The sequence below is a fragment of the Pedobacter changchengzhani genome (assembly GCF_004354365.1).
In the GTDB taxonomy this organism is placed as follows: Bacteria; Bacteroidota; Bacteroidia; order Sphingobacteriales; family Sphingobacteriaceae; genus Pedobacter; species Pedobacter changchengzhani.
The window spans coordinates 518,933-535,109 of sequence record NZ_SJCY01000001.1 but is presented as its reverse complement, the minus strand read 5'-3'; the positions used below and the strand labels follow the sequence as shown (position 1 = coordinate 535,109).

The following is a 16,177-nucleotide window of genomic DNA, read 5'->3' as shown; positions in this document are numbered from 1 at the left end:
TCACCACAAAGAAACTAAAAGAATTTTAATTAAATAGGCTTATTAATGTTAAAATTCATATAATTAAACCTATAAAAGGTTCTTTTTTGCCATTTTATTAATTACAGTCCAATTAATACACTCGTAGATAAGATGATTGATGATACTTATCAATTAAATGCCAAAAACTTTTTTAGCGTTTTGGGTGGTTACATTTGCAATTTCCGCTATAGAAACTTTATAAATATCTGCTAATTTTTGCGCTATGTAAACGAGGTAACTGCTTTCATTTGGTTTGCCCCGAAACGGAACAGGAGCCAAATACGGCGAATCGGTTTCCAAAACTAAATTAGCTAAATCTATTTCAGCTAATACAGTATCCAATCCTGCTTTTTTATAGGTAACTACACCACCAATACCCAAATAAAAATTTAAATTTATTGCTTGTTTAGCTTGTTTTACATTTCCTGTAAAACAATGAAATATTCCACGAAGCTTTTCATCTTTTTCGCTTTCTAACAATTCGAAAACTTCGTCGAATGCCTCACGACAGTGAATTACAATAGGCAAGCCTAACTCTTTTGCCCATCTAATTTGCTTTCGAAAAGCATCTTGCTGAATGGCCAAAGTAGTTTTATCCCAATATAAATCAATGCCTATTTCACCAATGGCATAAATATTTCGCCCAGCAATACTCGCATAAATTGCATCCATTTGAGTAAGATAATCCTCCTTCACATCGCATGGATGCAAGCCAGCCATTGCGAAACAATTTTCAGGATATTTTTTCACTAAGTTATCAATCATCGCAATGGAAGCCACATCTACATTAGGCAGAAACAACCGTGTTACATCATTTTCAAAGCAGCGCTCGATTAACTGGCTCTGTTTTTCGGCATCTTGCTCGTAATACAAATGCGTGTGGGTATCGGTAAAAATCATGGGCTAAATATACTAAAATGAAAAATGTTGTTAGGTTTTTAGGTAATGGTAAATAGGTTTATTAATTTTTAGACACAGAAGCAACAAAAAAGGCGTAAGAATAGGTATTACCTAAATCTTACGCCTCAATATGTTAAATACTTTTGTTTTATTTTTTTACAGGAGCTACAGGAGCAGTTGGAACTGCTGTTGTAGTTGCTGGAGCGCCAGCCACTGGAGCAGTTGCCACTGGAGCTTTAGCTTTTTTAATACCAGTTAATTCAACTTCAAATACCAATGGAGTAAAAGGATTAATTGGACCACCACCGTTTTCGCCATAAGCTAATTTAGAAGGCATAACTAAAATAATTTTACCGCCTTTACCAATCATTGATAAACCTTCGTTAAAACCAGGTACAACTTGGCCCATAACAATTGGACGAGGGCCATACTTTGCCATTGGCGAATGTACACCAGCAGCTGTAGCTACTTTTTCATCACTTGTATCAAACACATTATCTTTTCCGTTTGATTTTTTAGAAGTAAATCTACCTGTGTAATTTACCATTACAGTATCGCCCATTGCTGCTCTTTCTGCATCACCAGGTGTTTTAATTTCGTACATTAAACCAGAAGCAGAAGTTGTTGCTTTGATGTTGTTATCAGCAATATATTTCTTAATTTTTGCTTCCTCGGTTCCTTTGTTTTTAGCTATTAAACCTTTGTATTCTGTCTCGAAGAAAGCTCTTTTATCTTTTTCGAAAAGTGAATCTGGTTCATTTGCTTTTTTACGTAAAACTTTCTCAATTTTAACGGTAAAAGTTGCATAGTTTGTTTTAGCTGATGCTGGTTTTGGTTGACCAGAATATTTAGCCATCGAATCTAAGTTCAATTTAAAAGATGCACTATCGCCTTCGCCCATTAATTTTAAAGCTGCAGCCATATCGCCTTTAAATAAAGATTTACTAATTGGGAAAAAAGCCGGACGATCTTGATCGTAAGTGTTCACTAAAGTAGAATCGCCGTTAGTTTTAGTTTCGATAATTTGAATACCATTCAATTTAACGAAATCGCCTTCTTTAATCTTTTCTTTGCCTTCACTTTTGTAAATCTTGTAAAGCATATCGCCCTCACCTTTTTTGTAGTTGTTACAAGCAGCCAAACCTAATGTTGCCGCAAACAGAATGATAATTCCTTTTTTCATGTAAAATATTGCTTTGTTTTTATTTTTAAAATTTATTATTTGTCTTCAATTTTATTTATGCTAATAATTGTGCCTTATACTCTAAAAGTATAGATTTAAATTCGTTAACCACATCTTTCAAAGGTTTTTCTATTGCGCCACCAGCAGCGTTTCTATGCCCACCGCCATTAAAGTATTTTTTACAAATTTCATTTGCAGGAAAATCTCCGGTAGAACGTAAAGATAACTTAACTTTATCTGATCTTTCGATAATTAAGGCAGCTAAACGAATACCATTTATAGAAAGTGCATAATTTACCACGCCTTCAGTATCTCCAGTGCCACTTTTATACTTAGCCAACTCATCTTTAGTTACCGAGATAATTGCGGTATTAAATTCAGGCAAAACTTCTAATTTATTAGATAAGCAATAGCCCAAAAACCGCAAGCGATCTTCTGATGAATTATCATATACCAATTGATGAATTTTATCGTGCTCTGCACCTTTATCAATTAAATCGGCCGCAATGCGATAAACTGCTGCATTAGCAGAAGCAAACCTGAAAGAGCCAGAATCGGTCATTATGCCCGTATATAAACAGGTGGCTACATCTTTATTAATAAATTCGCCATCTTTTAATTCATTTACAATAAAATCGAAAACCAATTGAGCTGCTGCGCAAGCATTTATGTTCCAATGGCGATAATCATCAAAATCTTCGGGCTCTAAATGGTGATCAATCATCACTTTTTTAGCATCCGAATTTCTAACCAGCTCACCCAACTCGTTAATTCTGCTTAGTGTATTAAAATCAAGGCAAAAAATAATCGCCGCATCTGCTACATATTTAGCTGCTTTCGCTTCATCCTCATTAAAAATGACAACATTGGTATTGTTAGGCATCCAATGTAAAAAAGCAGGATAATCTGTAGGCGTAATTACCTGCACATGATGCCCTTTTTGTATTAAATACGCATACAAACCTAACGACGAGCCCATTGCATCGCCATCTGGTTTATGGTGTGTGGTTATTACAATTTTTTGTGGCGTAGCCAGTAATGATTTTAAATCTGTTAGTGTAAGCATATTTTTTTGCGTTGCAAAGCTAAGTAATTTTAATATTAGTTGTACAGCATTTAACGCTTTAGTTAGAAAGCATTTATATAGTGTACAAAAATAAGAATCGACACGCAGTTTTAAGTCAAAAATTCTGTTTTGAGTAATGCAAATATTTTAATTCGATAATTTAAATGTAGTTTTGCAAAAAAACTCTAAAATACGATGAGCACAAACAGAACATTTACCATGATTAAGCCAGATGGCGTTGCAAACGGCCATATTGGATCTATATTGAACGACATTACAAATGCAGGCTTTAAAATTATTGCATTAAAATACACTAAACTTACTGAAGAAACTGCTGGTAAGTTTTACGAAGTACATGCGGCACGTCCGTTTTATAAAGATTTAGTTGCCTTTATGTCATCAAGACCAATTGTTGCAGCTATTTTAGAGAAAGACAATGCGATTGAAGATTTCAGAACGTTAATTGGCGCAACTAATCCTGCAGAAGCAGCAGAAGGAACAATCCGCCAAAAATATGCAAAATCTATCGATGCAAACGCAGTACACGGATCAGACTCTGACGAGAACGCTGAAATTGAAGGCAATTTCTTTTTCAAAGCAGACGAGCGTTTCTAGTTTAGAAAACAAAAATACTTTTTAAAACCCCGCATTTTCGGGGTTTTATTGTTTTAAAAGAGTTCGTATCTTTCCAAATTGAAATAGAAACAATAAACAACATTATTAAAATATTAACACATCACTAATGAAGAAGATTTGCTTTGCAGTATTTTTAACTGCTTTAACAATTGGCGGTTTCGCACAAACAAAAAAACCAGTGGCAAAAAAGCCAATGGCAAAAAAAACAATCACTAAAAAGAATAGTGTAGTAGGCACAAAATCTGGCACAATACAACGGTTAAAAACCCAATTAGATTCTGCAAGTTATGCTTTCGGTTCATCGGTAGGTGCTGGCATAAAATCTAACGGAATTGATGTAATGAGTTACGATATTTTTATGATGGGATTGAAAGATGCCTTTACAGGCAAAAATTTAATATTGGATCCACAAAAAGCTCAAAAAGTTATAAACGAAGCTTTAGTACTCGCTAAAAAAAATAAATTTAAAATGAATATTACAGAAGGAAAAACATTTTTAGAAGAAAACAAAAAAAGAGCTGGTGTACAGGTTACAGCTAGTGGTATTCAATACGAAGTTTTAAGACCTGGAACAGGTGTTAAACCTAAAGCAACAGATTCTGTATTGGTGCATTATAAAGGAACTTTACTTAATGGCAAACAGTTTGACAGCTCGTACGATCGAGGAGAACCAATATCTTTTCCACTAAATAGAGTAATTACCGGTTGGACAGAAGGTGTACAATTAATGCCTGCAGGTTCGAAATATAAATTCTACATTCCTTACGAATTAGCTTATGGAGAAAATGGCGCAGGTAAAGATATTCCTCCTTATAGCACACTTATTTTCGAAATTGAGTTGTTAAAAGTAAACGGAAAATAACTGCTCGGTAAAACTTTTTACAAACTTCTATTGTTAAATATTAAAATTGACATAGATATGAAAAAGATATTCCCATTAGCAATTATTGCTTTTTTATGTACTACTTTAAGTAGTTGCGAAGTTATTGGAGGCATTTTTAAAGCCGGTGTTTGGTCTGGTGTTATTGTAGTTGTAATTGTACTTGCACTAATCATCTGGGTTTTATCAAAGATTTTTGGTGGCAAAAGCTAAAAAAAGCCTTAATAATTATACTTACTAAACTGAGCTTGTTGAATAAACTTTAAAAAATTAAAGGATTCGGCAAGCTCATTTTTTATTCCATCATTTGCATACCAGTGTTACGCTTATGCGGGTGCAAGATAATTTCAATATTATCCTATGCTTTGCAGGATAGCGTTACGGAAACTGAATTTAGATTTCTGTCTGATCAGCTTAAAATCCGTTAAAGAAAAATCATTTCTGTAATCACTTCGCTACCAGCATGATCATTTAATCTTTTAATAATGCCCTGTTTAACCATAAGCAGTTCATTTTTAATTACCGATGATTCTATCCTTAAAAATAATTTCTTATCGTGAATGTAGATTTGTGTAGTGCGATTTGCAATAGCAGTACCCATAATTTCTGGCCAAATGGCTACAATCGCCGTTTCATCAAATTTCTTACGGATTCGATAAACATCAATCATTTTGCTAATCGCATCCTTTACAATAATATCATTCGGTTTACGCATGTTGTATTTGTCCGTTATCTACTGTAAACAAAGTTGCCTCCACCTTTATGGCTTCGAAAATGGTTTTTACCCGGCCAATACCAGTATCTGTAATAAAAATTTGCCCAAAATCTTGGTGAGAAACCATCTGCATTAATTTTTGCACACGATTATCGTCTAATTTATCAAAAATATCATCAAGCAAAAGCAACGGCTTAAATCCTTTATTTTTAGCCAAATAAGCATACTGCGCTAATTTTAAAGCTATTAAAAAAGATTTCTGTTGCCCTTGAGAGCCGAACTTTTTTAAAGGCATATCACTAATTAAAAATGCCAACTCATCTTTATGAATTCCTGTTGTTGTTCGCTCTAAAACCCTATCTTTCTCAACTGATTTTCTCAACAACTCATCAAAACCAGTCTCATTTAATTGCGATTGGTAATTAAGCGCAACCAACTCTTTATGATCTGTAAGGTACGCGTAATATTGGTTAAAAAGCGGAATAAATTCAGTCATAAATGCTTTCCGAATGGCGAAAATTTTATTTCCAGTCGCCATAAGTTGTTCATCTAAAATTTGCAACAAAGTGGCATCGTACCGTTTTGTTATTGCAATCTGCTTTAGTAGCGCATTTCTGTTTTGCAACACACGGTTATATGCAATTAACTGATCGAGGTAGTGCGAATCGGTTTGCGAAATAACGTTATCGATAAATTTTCGGCGTTCCTCACTACCCTCCATAATCAAATTCACATCATAAGGCGAAATCATCACTACCGGAAACAATCCAATATGATCTGCAAGCTTATCATATTCTTTTTTATTGCGCTTAAATTGCTTCTTTTGATTCCTTTTTACCCCACAACTAATTTTTTCATTCCTATCGTTGCGATCAAAATCGCCTTGAATCATAAAAAAATCTTCCGCAGTTTTTATTTGCTGACTATCTATAGGATTAAAGTAGCTTTTCGATAGGCACAGATAGTGTATTGCATCAAGCATATTCGTTTTGCCAGATCCATTATTGCCTGTAAAAACATTAACAGTTTCGTTAAAACTAAGCCCAGCTTCGCTATAGTTTTTAAAATTAAGGAGCGTAATATTCTTTAACCACATAAATTATGGCGCAATTTACCGTTTTTTAAGCACTAAAATAACTAGCTTTTAATTAAATACTTGAAATAAAGATTGATAGTTTGATTGAAAAATGTATTTTTGCAATCTTAATTTTTAAAACAAACATGTCCACAACAGATAAACACCCAACTCAACCGATCAGAAAAGGTTCATTTTTACAAGAAAACGGTAAAAGCTTATTATTTATAGTTGCTGCTATCATTGTATTGGTTGGCGTATATTTTTGGTATCAAAACTTTTACCTAAAAAATCGTGCAGAAGAAGCTTCTGGCAAAATGTTTAGAGCAGAACAAGCTGTCGGCATCGATTCTTTATCTAACTACGCACTTAAAGGCGAGCCAGGTAAAAATGGTTTCCCAGGTTATCCAGGTTTAGAGCAAATTGCTACAGATTATGACAATACCAAGTCTGCTAATTTAGCAAATTTGTATTTAGGTGGTATTTATTTGCGTAAAGGCGATTACAGAAAAGCGGTAGAATCTTTAAGTAAATACAGCGCAACAGGCAGTCCAGTAGCAGATCCATTGGCTTTAGGCTTATTGGGCGATGCTTATAGCGAATTGAAAGATTACAAGCAAGCAGTTACTTACTACAAAAAAGCTTCAGATAAGGCGAGCAAGTTTACCTCGCCAATGTTTCTTAAAAAATTGGGTTTAGTTTACGAGGCCGACAAAGATTTTAAAAGTGCTGCTGATGCATATACAAAAATCAAAACGCAGTATCCAGAAAGTGCAGAAGCGCAATTAATTGATGGGTATATTGCGAGAGCGCAAGGTCAGGCTAAATAACCGTTAAGGTTCATCATATTTTTAAAAAGATCATCGAAAGGTGGTCTTTTTTTGTTTAATCATTAGCGCATAAATCTCTTTTAATTCTACCCGTTGTCGTTTTCAGCAAACTTAATAGAAACTATAAGATTTCTTTGGGCGTTCGGGCGGGCTATCCGCTTTATCTTTTTTGTAATTTATTGAGGTAATCTTTAACAAAAAAGTATATCGCTTCTATCCCTAACGCAAATAAAACCTAGCTTAAATATTTGTAATTATTATAGTGGCATTTAAACCGTCACCATACAAACCTATTACACCCCCTCCTTTAAAAGAAGGTGGGGAACTCGTAAACCGCAACACATTTACGCTAGCATATAACGGAAATCAAAATTAGTTTATGAGCTTTCTTAATATGATTATTTATTAAAAGCAGTCATTGTATGCGCAGGACCAATCGTTACAAAACTTTTTATCAGTTCTACACTTTTATCAACTAAAGCTGGTAATTCCAATTGTTCTTTCTTATCAAACAAGCCCAAAACAAAATCAACCTGCCTCCCCTTTGGGTAATCGTTGCCAATACCAAAACGTAACCGCGCATAGTTTTGTCCGCCACAAACTTCTTCAATGCTTTTTAAACCATTATGTCCAGCACTACTTCCTTGTAATTTTAATCGAAGTTTACCCAGCGGTAAAGCCAAATCATCAACAATAACTAAAACATTTTCTGGCGCTATTTTATGCTCTTTCATGTAATAGTTAACAGCCTTGCCGCTCAAGTTCATAAAAGTAGTTGGTTTTATTACATGGAGCTTTTTACCTTTAAAACTTACCTCGGCGTAATAAGCCAAACGGATGTTATCAAAACTTCCATTTAAGCTTTTAACCAGTTCATCGGCAATATCAAATCCAATGTTATGCCGTGTATGTGCATATTCCGGACCGATATTTCCTAAACCAACGATAAGATATTTCATAACGGCAAAGGTAAAAAAACTTTGTGAGATCAATTATTGCAACGGAATGAAAAGTTAATGTTGAACTCCATATTTATTATACACAAATTTTTCAAACAAATTCTCTGTTTAGCGGTTAACTTTAAAAAAATAAAAATTATGAAAGCGACTTGGAACAATAAAACTTTGGCCGAAAGCAATGATACAATTGTAATTGAAAACAATCATTATTTCCCTGCTAGCTCGTTAAAAAAAGAGTTTTTTCAAGCATCGAACAAGCACACCACTTGCCCTTGGAAAGGCGAAGCATCTTACTATACTTTAGAAGTTGACGGACAGAAAAACGAAGATGCAGCATGGTATTATGCCAATCCAAAAGATGCAGCAAAAGAAATTAAAGGATATGTTGCTTTTTGGAAAGGTGTAAAAATCGGGTAATACGGTTAGGGAAATTTACTTCGCATTTTATAAGCAAAAGTGCATCTACAATACAAGAAGTTGAGGGGCTTTTCTGATATACGCTTCGAGTAATCAATTTATTTCGCAAACTTCGGCATTTTCAAAAACCAGGAAAACGTTAGTTTTTTAACTTTTAGGATTAGCTTCCAACAACGAAATAATCTTATCAAGTTTATCTAATTCAATAGCATCCAGCCTCTTCATTAACTGTTCAATTTCTTTCTTTGCGGCAATATTAGTCTTATAGTCACTATCCGCTTGCGCTCTATCACGTTGGTTTTGCCTGTTTTGAGCCATCATAATAATCGGTGCTGCGTAGGCCGCTTGCGTAGAAAATAACAGATTCAATAATATATATGGATAGGTATCCCAATGGTAAATAAAACCAACTACATTCATCACCATCCAAGCAATTACAATTACCGTTTGGATAATTATAAATCTCCAAGAACCCATTCCCGTAGCAACCTTATCGGCTAACTTTTGTCCAAACGATGCAGTGTGCTTGTGCGTATCATGCCAAGTCTTCAATTCATTTGGCAGTGTAGATGGTTTCATATTTAGATTTAAGGTTTTACAATATGGTAATAAATAACTGAGTGTATGGTGTAAATACACTTTAATATCGCAAGTTTTCCCTGCCATAATCAATAACATCGATGAAAATCACTCGCTGTAATTACATCTCAATAAAGAAAATTTCTCAATTAAATATGTTCTAAAAATAATTCACAAAAATGAATTTTGAATGAACTTTAAAAATTATACTAAATTTTAAGCAGAAACATCATTAACGAAAAATGTATAGTTGAAAAATTATCAAATTCAAATTATTTCTTCAACCCCTTCTTCGTAATTGCTTTTGTTGATAGAATAGCCCCTAGGTGAAACATGGTTTTTGCCTTATGCTCATCTTTCATGGCTTTCAACAATTTTTCTAAATAACTGAGACTACTGGGTCTAACGTTTTTCTCCTTTAGGTATTCAGAAATCTCGGGTAATGTTCTGCCTTTCATCAACAGTTTGATGATTTTATCCTCGCTCATCGTAATTAATTTTAGCTCAATTATATTATAAATATCTCATTCAACAAACAAAAAAATCAAACATTTCAAAAATTATCCTAATTACGGTCTTTCTAACCCATCAACAAAATTTGGTACGTGTTCACCGTTGCCACTTTTTTTTACGAATAGTTTAATATTGGCAACTATAACTCGGCAACTATAAATAAGTAAAACTATTGCACTATGCAGGTTGCTGTTGTAGCTCTTTTTGTTTTAAAATGTTATAAGTTATGGTGGCAAATACCGAAAAAACTACATGCGCAGGAATTCTTTGAAGATAAAAATGAAGTTTTCGGTTGTTAGGAGGCAAAGGATGGTTTTTAAAAGTTGCTCTCCATACAAAAAGGCCTAATATTCCGCTCAATAAACCTAAGATAATGCCGTTTTTAATGCTGTGTTCAATTTCCTTTTTCTCCCAAAGCTCAACATACACTAAAGCAAAAATAACACCCACTGCATAATGAGCGCCCCAACCTGCAATCACTTTCGCATTTTTGGAGAGAAAAGGGAACATTCTTCCGATCAACTTTTCTAACTGATCTGTTTCTCTAAACTCCTCATTTGGCAACAGTGACATTAGAGCGCTTGAAGCAGTCATAAAGCTCGTACCAGACACCCCACAAACTAATGCTTTTTGCAATTTATCCATATAAAAAATGTTTAATAAACTTTGTTAGATAAGCGTTATTAAAACATATTTATCGATAAAAAGTTTTGGTTTTGATTCGTTTTGGCAAGTTAGAAATGATGGCTAATCTTTGTTTCACAATCGAAGAATTATGTAAACCGAAGCGTTAACATATTAGCGTTTTAAACTGTTACAAATTCTTACAATACCTTTCGCCACATAAATAAATCACTAATCTATCGCCTTAATTTTAACGACCAAAAAACTTATTAGTAAGCCAAAACAACCAATTACCCCGTAAGAATATTGTAGGCTGGAGAGTTGCGAAATGCCACCAATTAATGGCGGACCTAACAAAAACCCGAAATAACTTACCCCCGAAACAATTGTAATTGCAATGCCTGGGGCTACTTTATTGTGCTTACCAGCGATACTATAAAGCGATGGCACAATACTGGCAACACCTATACCTACCAACATAAAACCTAAAGTTGCAGTAATGATGTGAGGGAAAAGCACCGATAAAAACATACCAGAAGAAATAATTAAACCACTAAACTGAATTGTTCTTCGTCTTCCTAATTTTGCAATAATTTTATCGCCAACAAAACGGCCGGTTGCCATCATTACCATAAAAGATGCATAACCCAAAATAACCAGCGATGCTGGCGCTTTAACAATTTCTTTAAAATAAACGCCACTCCAATCAAACATCGCACCTTCGGTTGCCATACTGCAAAATCCAATAATGCCTAACTGCAATAAACTCGAATCGGGCATTACAAATTTCCGCGATCTTTCCCTAACTGCGCCCTTACCAGGCACTAAATATTTGTGATTAAAAAAGACATTTATCCAAATTAAAACTACAATAAACCAAAAATGATAATAAGGTATAACATGGAGATTCATCATTAACAAACCAACCAAAGCCCCTGTAAAACCTGCAATGCTCCAAGCGCCATGAAAGGACGTCATAATCGGTCGGCCAAATAACTTTTCTGCTTCTGCGCCTTGAGTATTTACCGAAATATTGCACATATTACCAATTACACCAAACAAAAACAGAAAAACCGTGAGGTGCCATGGTGCAGTTGCCAATCCTAAATTACTTAAGGCCAACACATATAGTGGTGCGGTAATGGTTAAAATTCTTTTACTTCCAAAACGAGTAACCAACCTGCCCGAAAAAAACATCGTTAATAATTGTCCAGCCGGCAAGGCTAGCAAAATACTGCCCAATTGCCCATCTGATAGGTTTAAACTGTGCTTAATATCTGGTATGCGACTTGCCCAAGATGCAAATGCAATTCCCTGTCCGAAATAAAATAAAGAAACCGCCACTCGAATACGGTTTGGCGAAATTTTGTAAGATGCAGATCCGGTTGCTGGCTGATTTGTACTATCCTGATTTGCGCTTGATGAATCCAAAATGGAAAAAATTATGTATGAACGATTTTGCACTGCAAAGTTCTAAATTCTATCGTAAATAAAAAGCGTAAAATATCATCTGGATATAATTATCTGCTTAACTCGTAATTGCGAAGGCATTTTTTCTACGCCTTCGCAATCTTTTTACTTTAATATCTCGCATAATCTCACTCTCCCAAACCAATATCCAAAAAAAGCAAATAACATTTTATCTTTGCCACATGGATTATTTCAAAAAGCAACTCGAATTGCTCCAAATTGAAAAAGAAGAAGACTTAAAATTATACCAAAAATCGGTAGCATCTTCATCGGTTTCAGAGCGAAGAGCAAACGGTTGGAGTTGGTATCCAATAAGCATAAAAGGCACAGAAATTGGTAGAGGCGATTATTTGACAATCGATATTGAGCGCCCGAGTCATCAAGATATTTCACATCAACTTCGTAATGGCTCATCGGTTGTATTGTTTTCTAATCATGATGTAAAAACCGACCGCATTGAAGGTGTGATTGCTTACATAAGCGGAAACAAACTTAAACTTAGTTTAAAAGTTGATGAATTGCCCGATTGGACTCGCGATGGAAAACTTGGTATTGATTTACTTTTTGACAATAACAGTTACGATGAAATGCAAAATGCGCTTAAAAGAGCTAGTGCATTAATCAAAAATGAAAACGATGAACGCTTAATTAAAATATTAACAGGCGAAAAAAGTCCATCTTTTAACACCCAACTACCCGAAATTTCTGTTCCCGCACTTAATGAATCTCAACAAAACGCCTTAAATAAAATATGTTCGGCAAATGAAATTGCCATTGTTCATGGTCCGCCCGGCACTGGCAAAACAACCACTTTGGTTCAAGCTATAAAAGTGCTAATAACCCAAAACCACAAACAAATTTTAGTGGTTGCACCAAGCAATACTGCAGTTGATTTACTAAGCGAAAAACTGCATAATGAAGGTTTAAATGTATTGAGAGTTGGCAACCCAGCGCGGGTGTCTGAGCAGTTATTGGCTTTAACTTTAGATAGCAAAATGGCTTTACACAGCCAAACTAAAGGAATAAAAACCTTAAAAAAGCAAGCCAACGAATATAAAAACATGGCACATAAATATAAGCGCAATTTTGGTAAAGCAGAGCGAGATCAAAGAAAAGCGCTATTTGATGAAGCGCATAAAATTATGGCTGAAGTTGGCAAAACCGAAGATTACATCATCAGCGACATTATTAGTAAAGCCCAAATAATTACGGCAACATTAGTTGGATCGAATCATTATACGGTTAAAAATTTAACTTTTGAAACCATTGTAATTGACGAAGCTGGCCAAGCACTCGAACCTGCATGCTGGATCCCGATCCTAAAAGCTAAAAAAATAATTTTAGCAGGTGATCATTTTCAGCTATCGCCAACGCTAAAATCTACAGAAGCTGCTAAAAAAGGCTTGAGTACTACCCTTTTAGAAAAATGTGTGCATTTACACCCTGAAGCTGTTATATTGCTGGAGGAACAATATCGGATGAATACTTCAATTATGGGTTTCTCCGCTCAAAAATTTTATAAAAATGCTTTAAAAGCACATCATTCGGTCGCCAATCGATTACTGTTTGAAAAAGATCATCCACTAATATTTTTAGATACTGCTGGCTGTGGTTTTGAGGAGAAATTAGAAGGCACTAGTTCTACCAACCCCGAAGAAGCCAGCTTTTTATGTAAACATTTATCAATTTTAGTTGATGAACTGAACTTAAATTACAGTGCTGAAAACTTTCCAAGTATTGCCATTATTTCACCTTATAAACAGCAAGTAAACTTATTAAAAGATTATTTGCTTGCCATGCCAAATGTACAACAACACGTCACAAAAATCGTTGCCAATACAATTGATAGTTTTCAAGGCCAAGAGCGCGATGTGGTTTATATAAGCATGACGAGGAGCAACAATGAAGGTGCTATTGGTTTCCTATCGGATGTTAGACGGATGAATGTTGCCATGACGAGGGCTAGAAAAAAATTGGTTATTGTTGGCGATAGCGCTACTTTATCTCAATTTCCATTTTACGCAGATTTTATTGCGTACGCAGAAAAACTAAATGCTTACCAAAGTGCATGGGATTTTATGGATGTTTAAGATTAAGTTATTCGAGAAATGTTGCAAATCCCTCACTGAAATAAATCAATGCTGCAAATTCTTAACAACTTATAATCATTTCAACAGAAAGATTTTTTGCCAAGCTGGCAGTTAAAATAAAAAAACTGTAACAAGGTATAGTTTTTGTAATCTAATTTGTAAATTGAACCTCAATAAAAAAGAAATTAACCGGTCGAGATTTTAAAAATCTAAATGGACGATAAATCTGACTGCCACATCACAATTAAAAAAATATAAAAATGAAAAAATTAGTATTCGGAATTTTAGCTGCATTTATAGCAGTTACCACGCTAAGCTCATGTGGTTACAATACCATGGTAAAGAACGATGAAGATGTAAAATCTAAATGGGGTGCTGTAGAAACACAATACCAACGCCGTGCAGATCTAATTCCGAATTTGGTAAGTACTGTAAAAGGTGCCGCTAAATTTGAGCAGGGTACACTTACCGCAGTGGTAGAAGCACGAGCAAAAGCAACTCAAATGACTGTAAAAGCTGATGATTTATCGCCAGAGAATATCCAGAAATATCAAGCAGCGCAAGGTCAGTTAAGTCAGGCTTTAGGTAAATTGCTTATGATTACAGAAAACTATCCTGAATTGAAAGCTACACAACAATTTAGCGAGTTATCGGCTCAATTAGAGGGTACCGAAAACAGAATTACGGTAGCCAGAAAAGATTTTAACGAATCGGTACAGGTTTACAACAGCAAAATTAGATCGTTCCCTACCAACTTAACTGCGGGTATGTTCGGTTTTAAACCCAAAGGTTATTTCGCATCTGATGCAGGTGCTAAAGATGCTCCAAAGGTTGAATTTTAATTCTCAAAAGTAAAATATTTAAGGGTAATGGCTGTTTAAATTTAAACAACATTGCCCTTTTTAGTTAAATAGATTTAAAATATGTCATTATTTTCCGCTTCGGACCAAGATAGAATTGCGAATGCCATTGCAGATGCCGAACAAGCAACATCTGGTGAAATTAGAATTGCGATAGATAAACATTGCAAAACCGACCCTTATGATAAGGCTTTGGAGTATTTTGCAAAATTAGGCATGGATAAAACTGCAAAAAGAAATGGTGTGTTAATTTATTTGGCACACATTGACCAAAAATTTGCCATTTTAGGCGATGCCGGAATAAATAAGGTTGTTCCTAATGATTTTTGGGAGATGACTAAAGTTGCTATGAGTGCACATTTTCAAAATGGAAATTTAGCAGATGGAATTATTGCAGGTGTAGCACTAGCAGGAGAGAAGCTGGCTTTGTTTTTTCCTTACGAGGCGGGCGATATTAACGAATTGCCCAACGATATTATTTATTTAGATCAGCAGGAAAACAAATAGAAAATGAAAAAATTACTTTTTTTAGCGGTTTTTAGTCTAATATTTTCTTTAGGCTTTGCGCAAGATTTTCCTGCAAAACCCACCACACTGGTAAACGATTATGCAAATGTGCTATCGGCATCAGAAAAAAGTCAACTCGAAAGCAAACTTGTCGCTTTTAACGATTCTACTTCAACACAAATTGCGATTGCAATTTTAAAATCGGTAGGCGACTACGACATTAATGAGTATGCATTAGAGCTGGGCAGAAAATGGGGTGTGGGCCAAAGTGGCAAAAACAATGGAATAATGATTGTTGTCGCGGTTGGCGACAGAAAAATCTCAATTCAAACCGGATATGGCGTAGAAGGTGCATTACCTGATGTGTATGCCAAACGAATTATAGAAAACGACATAAAACCAAATTTTAAAGCAGGCGAATATTATGCAGGTTTAGATGCAGGCACCACATCAATTATTAAATACACCAAAGGCGAATATAAAGCCGAAACGAAAACAACAAGCAAGGAAAAAAGTGGCTCGAGTGCTATATTTTTAATCATAATTATTGTAATTATCATCATCATATTTAGAAAAGGCGGTGGTGGTGGGAGCGAAATTATTGGAGGCAGAGGTGCATCAAACGCCTTGTTTTGGGCTATGTTGTTAGGCGGTGGTAATAGAGGTGGTGGCGGTAGCGATTGGGGCGGCGGAGGATCATCTGGTGGAGGCGGTTTTGGTGGAGGCTTTGGTGGTGGAAGTTTTGGTGGCGGCGGAAGCAGTGGAAGTTGGTAGTTTTATTAGTTACGAGTTGTGGGTTACCAGTTGCGTGTTTAGGCATACACTCCTCATAACTTATAACGCATAACCCAT

The 16,177-nt window shown here is 35.1% G+C and carries 19 protein-coding genes; 9 read left to right on the top strand and 10 right to left on the bottom strand.

The features are described 5' to 3' along the window. Window positions 1–153: 153 nt before the first annotated feature. From EZJ43_RS02400 to EZJ43_RS02390, 3 genes are all read right to left on the bottom strand, one after another. A complete protein-coding gene (locus EZJ43_RS02400) occupies window positions 154–921 on the bottom strand; it encodes a TatD family hydrolase (RefSeq protein WP_133261056.1) in 768 nt (255 codons plus the stop codon). Between the two features lie 148 nt (window positions 922–1,069). Further along, window positions 1,070–2,104 (bottom strand): FKBP-type peptidyl-prolyl cis-trans isomerase, encoded by a 1,035-nt coding sequence (locus EZJ43_RS02395; RefSeq protein WP_133261055.1) that lies wholly within the window; start codon window positions 2,102–2,104, stop codon window positions 1,070–1,072. Window positions 2,105–2,159: 55 nt separating this feature from the next. Beyond that, window positions 2,160–3,170: a DHH family phosphoesterase gene (locus tag EZJ43_RS02390; protein ID WP_133261054.1), complete on the bottom strand. Its 1,011-nt coding sequence runs from the start codon at window positions 3,168–3,170 to the stop codon at window positions 2,160–2,162. A 195-nt stretch (window positions 3,171–3,365) separates the two neighbouring features. Between EZJ43_RS02390 and EZJ43_RS02385 the strand changes: the two genes are divergently transcribed. The 3 genes from EZJ43_RS02385 (at window position 3,366) to EZJ43_RS17020 (ending at window position 4,899) form a co-directional block, all read left to right on the top strand. Beyond that, the gene (locus tag EZJ43_RS02385; protein ID WP_133261053.1) at window positions 3,366–3,785 is read left to right on the top strand and encodes a nucleoside-diphosphate kinase; all 420 of its coding nucleotides are present in this window, start codon (window positions 3,366–3,368) and stop codon (window positions 3,783–3,785) included. A 127-nt stretch (window positions 3,786–3,912) separates the two neighbouring features. Next, the gene (locus tag EZJ43_RS02380) at window positions 3,913–4,668 is read left to right on the top strand and encodes an FKBP-type peptidyl-prolyl cis-trans isomerase (RefSeq protein ID WP_133261052.1); all 756 of its coding nucleotides are present in this window, start codon (window positions 3,913–3,915) and stop codon (window positions 4,666–4,668) included. Window positions 4,669–4,725: 57 nt separating this feature from the next. Beyond that, window positions 4,726–4,899 (top strand): hypothetical protein, encoded by a 174-nt coding sequence (locus EZJ43_RS17020; protein WP_165953070.1) that lies wholly within the window; start codon window positions 4,726–4,728, stop codon window positions 4,897–4,899. A 211-nt stretch (window positions 4,900–5,110) separates the two neighbouring features. On the opposite strand, the gene EZJ43_RS02375 is transcribed toward EZJ43_RS17020, so the two are convergent. Both EZJ43_RS02375 and recF read right to left on the bottom strand, forming a co-directional pair. Next, a complete protein-coding gene (locus tag EZJ43_RS02375; protein ID WP_133261051.1) occupies window positions 5,111–5,401 on the bottom strand; it encodes a DUF721 domain-containing protein in 291 nt (96 codons plus the stop codon). Beyond that, window positions 5,394–6,497: a DNA replication/repair protein RecF gene (gene recF, locus EZJ43_RS02370; RefSeq protein WP_133261050.1), complete on the bottom strand. Its 1,104-nt coding sequence runs from the start codon at window positions 6,495–6,497 to the stop codon at window positions 5,394–5,396. Before recF ends, EZJ43_RS02375 begins: the two co-directional genes overlap by 8 nt. Window positions 6,498–6,622: 125 nt before the next feature. Here recF and EZJ43_RS02365 point away from each other — a divergent pair, with 125 nt between their 5' ends. After that, window positions 6,623–7,306: a YfgM family protein gene (locus tag EZJ43_RS02365; RefSeq protein ID WP_133261049.1), complete on the top strand. Its 684-nt coding sequence runs from the start codon at window positions 6,623–6,625 to the stop codon at window positions 7,304–7,306. A 398-nt stretch (window positions 7,307–7,704) separates the two neighbouring features. On the opposite strand, the gene pth is transcribed toward EZJ43_RS02365, so the two are convergent. Further along, complete coding sequence (gene pth / locus EZJ43_RS02360) at window positions 7,705–8,265, bottom strand: aminoacyl-tRNA hydrolase (protein ID WP_133261048.1); 561 nt, start codon at window positions 8,263–8,265, stop codon at window positions 7,705–7,707. 138 nt (window positions 8,266–8,403) lie between these two features. On the opposite strand from pth, the gene EZJ43_RS02355 reads away from it, so the two are divergent. Next, window positions 8,404–8,682 carry a DUF427 domain-containing protein gene (locus tag EZJ43_RS02355; RefSeq protein WP_133261047.1) on the top strand — a complete coding sequence of 93 codons (279 nt, stop codon included), beginning with the start codon at window positions 8,404–8,406 and terminating at the stop codon, window positions 8,680–8,682. Window positions 8,683–8,829: 147 nt separating this feature from the next. Here the strand turns inward: EZJ43_RS02355 and EZJ43_RS02350 are convergent, their stop codons facing one another. The 4 genes from EZJ43_RS02350 to EZJ43_RS02335 all read right to left on the bottom strand — a co-directional run bounded on the left by EZJ43_RS02350 (window position 8,830) and on the right by EZJ43_RS02335 (window position 11,829). Beyond that, entirely contained in the window at window positions 8,830–9,261 is a 432-nt protein-coding gene (locus tag EZJ43_RS02350; protein WP_133261046.1) for a DUF1003 domain-containing protein, read from the bottom strand. Between the two features lie 272 nt (window positions 9,262–9,533). Next, complete coding sequence (locus EZJ43_RS02345) at window positions 9,534–9,749, bottom strand: hypothetical protein (protein WP_133261045.1); 216 nt, start codon at window positions 9,747–9,749, stop codon at window positions 9,534–9,536. A 202-nt stretch (window positions 9,750–9,951) separates the two neighbouring features. Beyond that, entirely contained in the window at window positions 9,952–10,419 is a 468-nt protein-coding gene (locus EZJ43_RS02340) for a hypothetical protein (RefSeq protein ID WP_133261044.1), read from the bottom strand. A 210-nt stretch (window positions 10,420–10,629) separates the two neighbouring features. Next, on the bottom strand, window positions 10,630–11,829 hold the full coding sequence (locus EZJ43_RS02335) for an MFS transporter (RefSeq protein WP_133261043.1): 1,200 nt from the start codon (window positions 11,827–11,829) through the stop codon (window positions 10,630–10,632). Window positions 11,830–12,050: 221 nt separating this feature from the next. Here EZJ43_RS02335 and EZJ43_RS02330 point away from each other — a divergent pair, with 221 nt between their 5' ends. The 4 genes from EZJ43_RS02330 (at window position 12,051) to EZJ43_RS02315 (ending at window position 16,099) form a co-directional block, all read left to right on the top strand. Continuing rightward, window positions 12,051–13,958, top strand: coding sequence for an AAA domain-containing protein (locus EZJ43_RS02330; protein WP_133261042.1), 1,908 nt, complete (start codon window positions 12,051–12,053; stop codon window positions 13,956–13,958). A gap of 260 nt (window positions 13,959–14,218) precedes the next feature. Continuing rightward, window positions 14,219–14,800: a LemA family protein gene (locus EZJ43_RS02325; protein WP_133261041.1), complete on the top strand. Its 582-nt coding sequence runs from the start codon at window positions 14,219–14,221 to the stop codon at window positions 14,798–14,800. An 81-nt stretch (window positions 14,801–14,881) separates the two neighbouring features. Next, complete coding sequence (locus EZJ43_RS02320; protein WP_133261040.1) at window positions 14,882–15,325, top strand: TPM domain-containing protein; 444 nt, start codon at window positions 14,882–14,884, stop codon at window positions 15,323–15,325. A gap of 3 nt (window positions 15,326–15,328) precedes the next feature. Then, window positions 15,329–16,099 carry a TPM domain-containing protein gene (locus EZJ43_RS02315; RefSeq protein WP_133261039.1) on the top strand — a complete coding sequence of 257 codons (771 nt, stop codon included), beginning with the start codon at window positions 15,329–15,331 and terminating at the stop codon, window positions 16,097–16,099. Window positions 16,100–16,177: the final 78 nt, after the last annotated feature.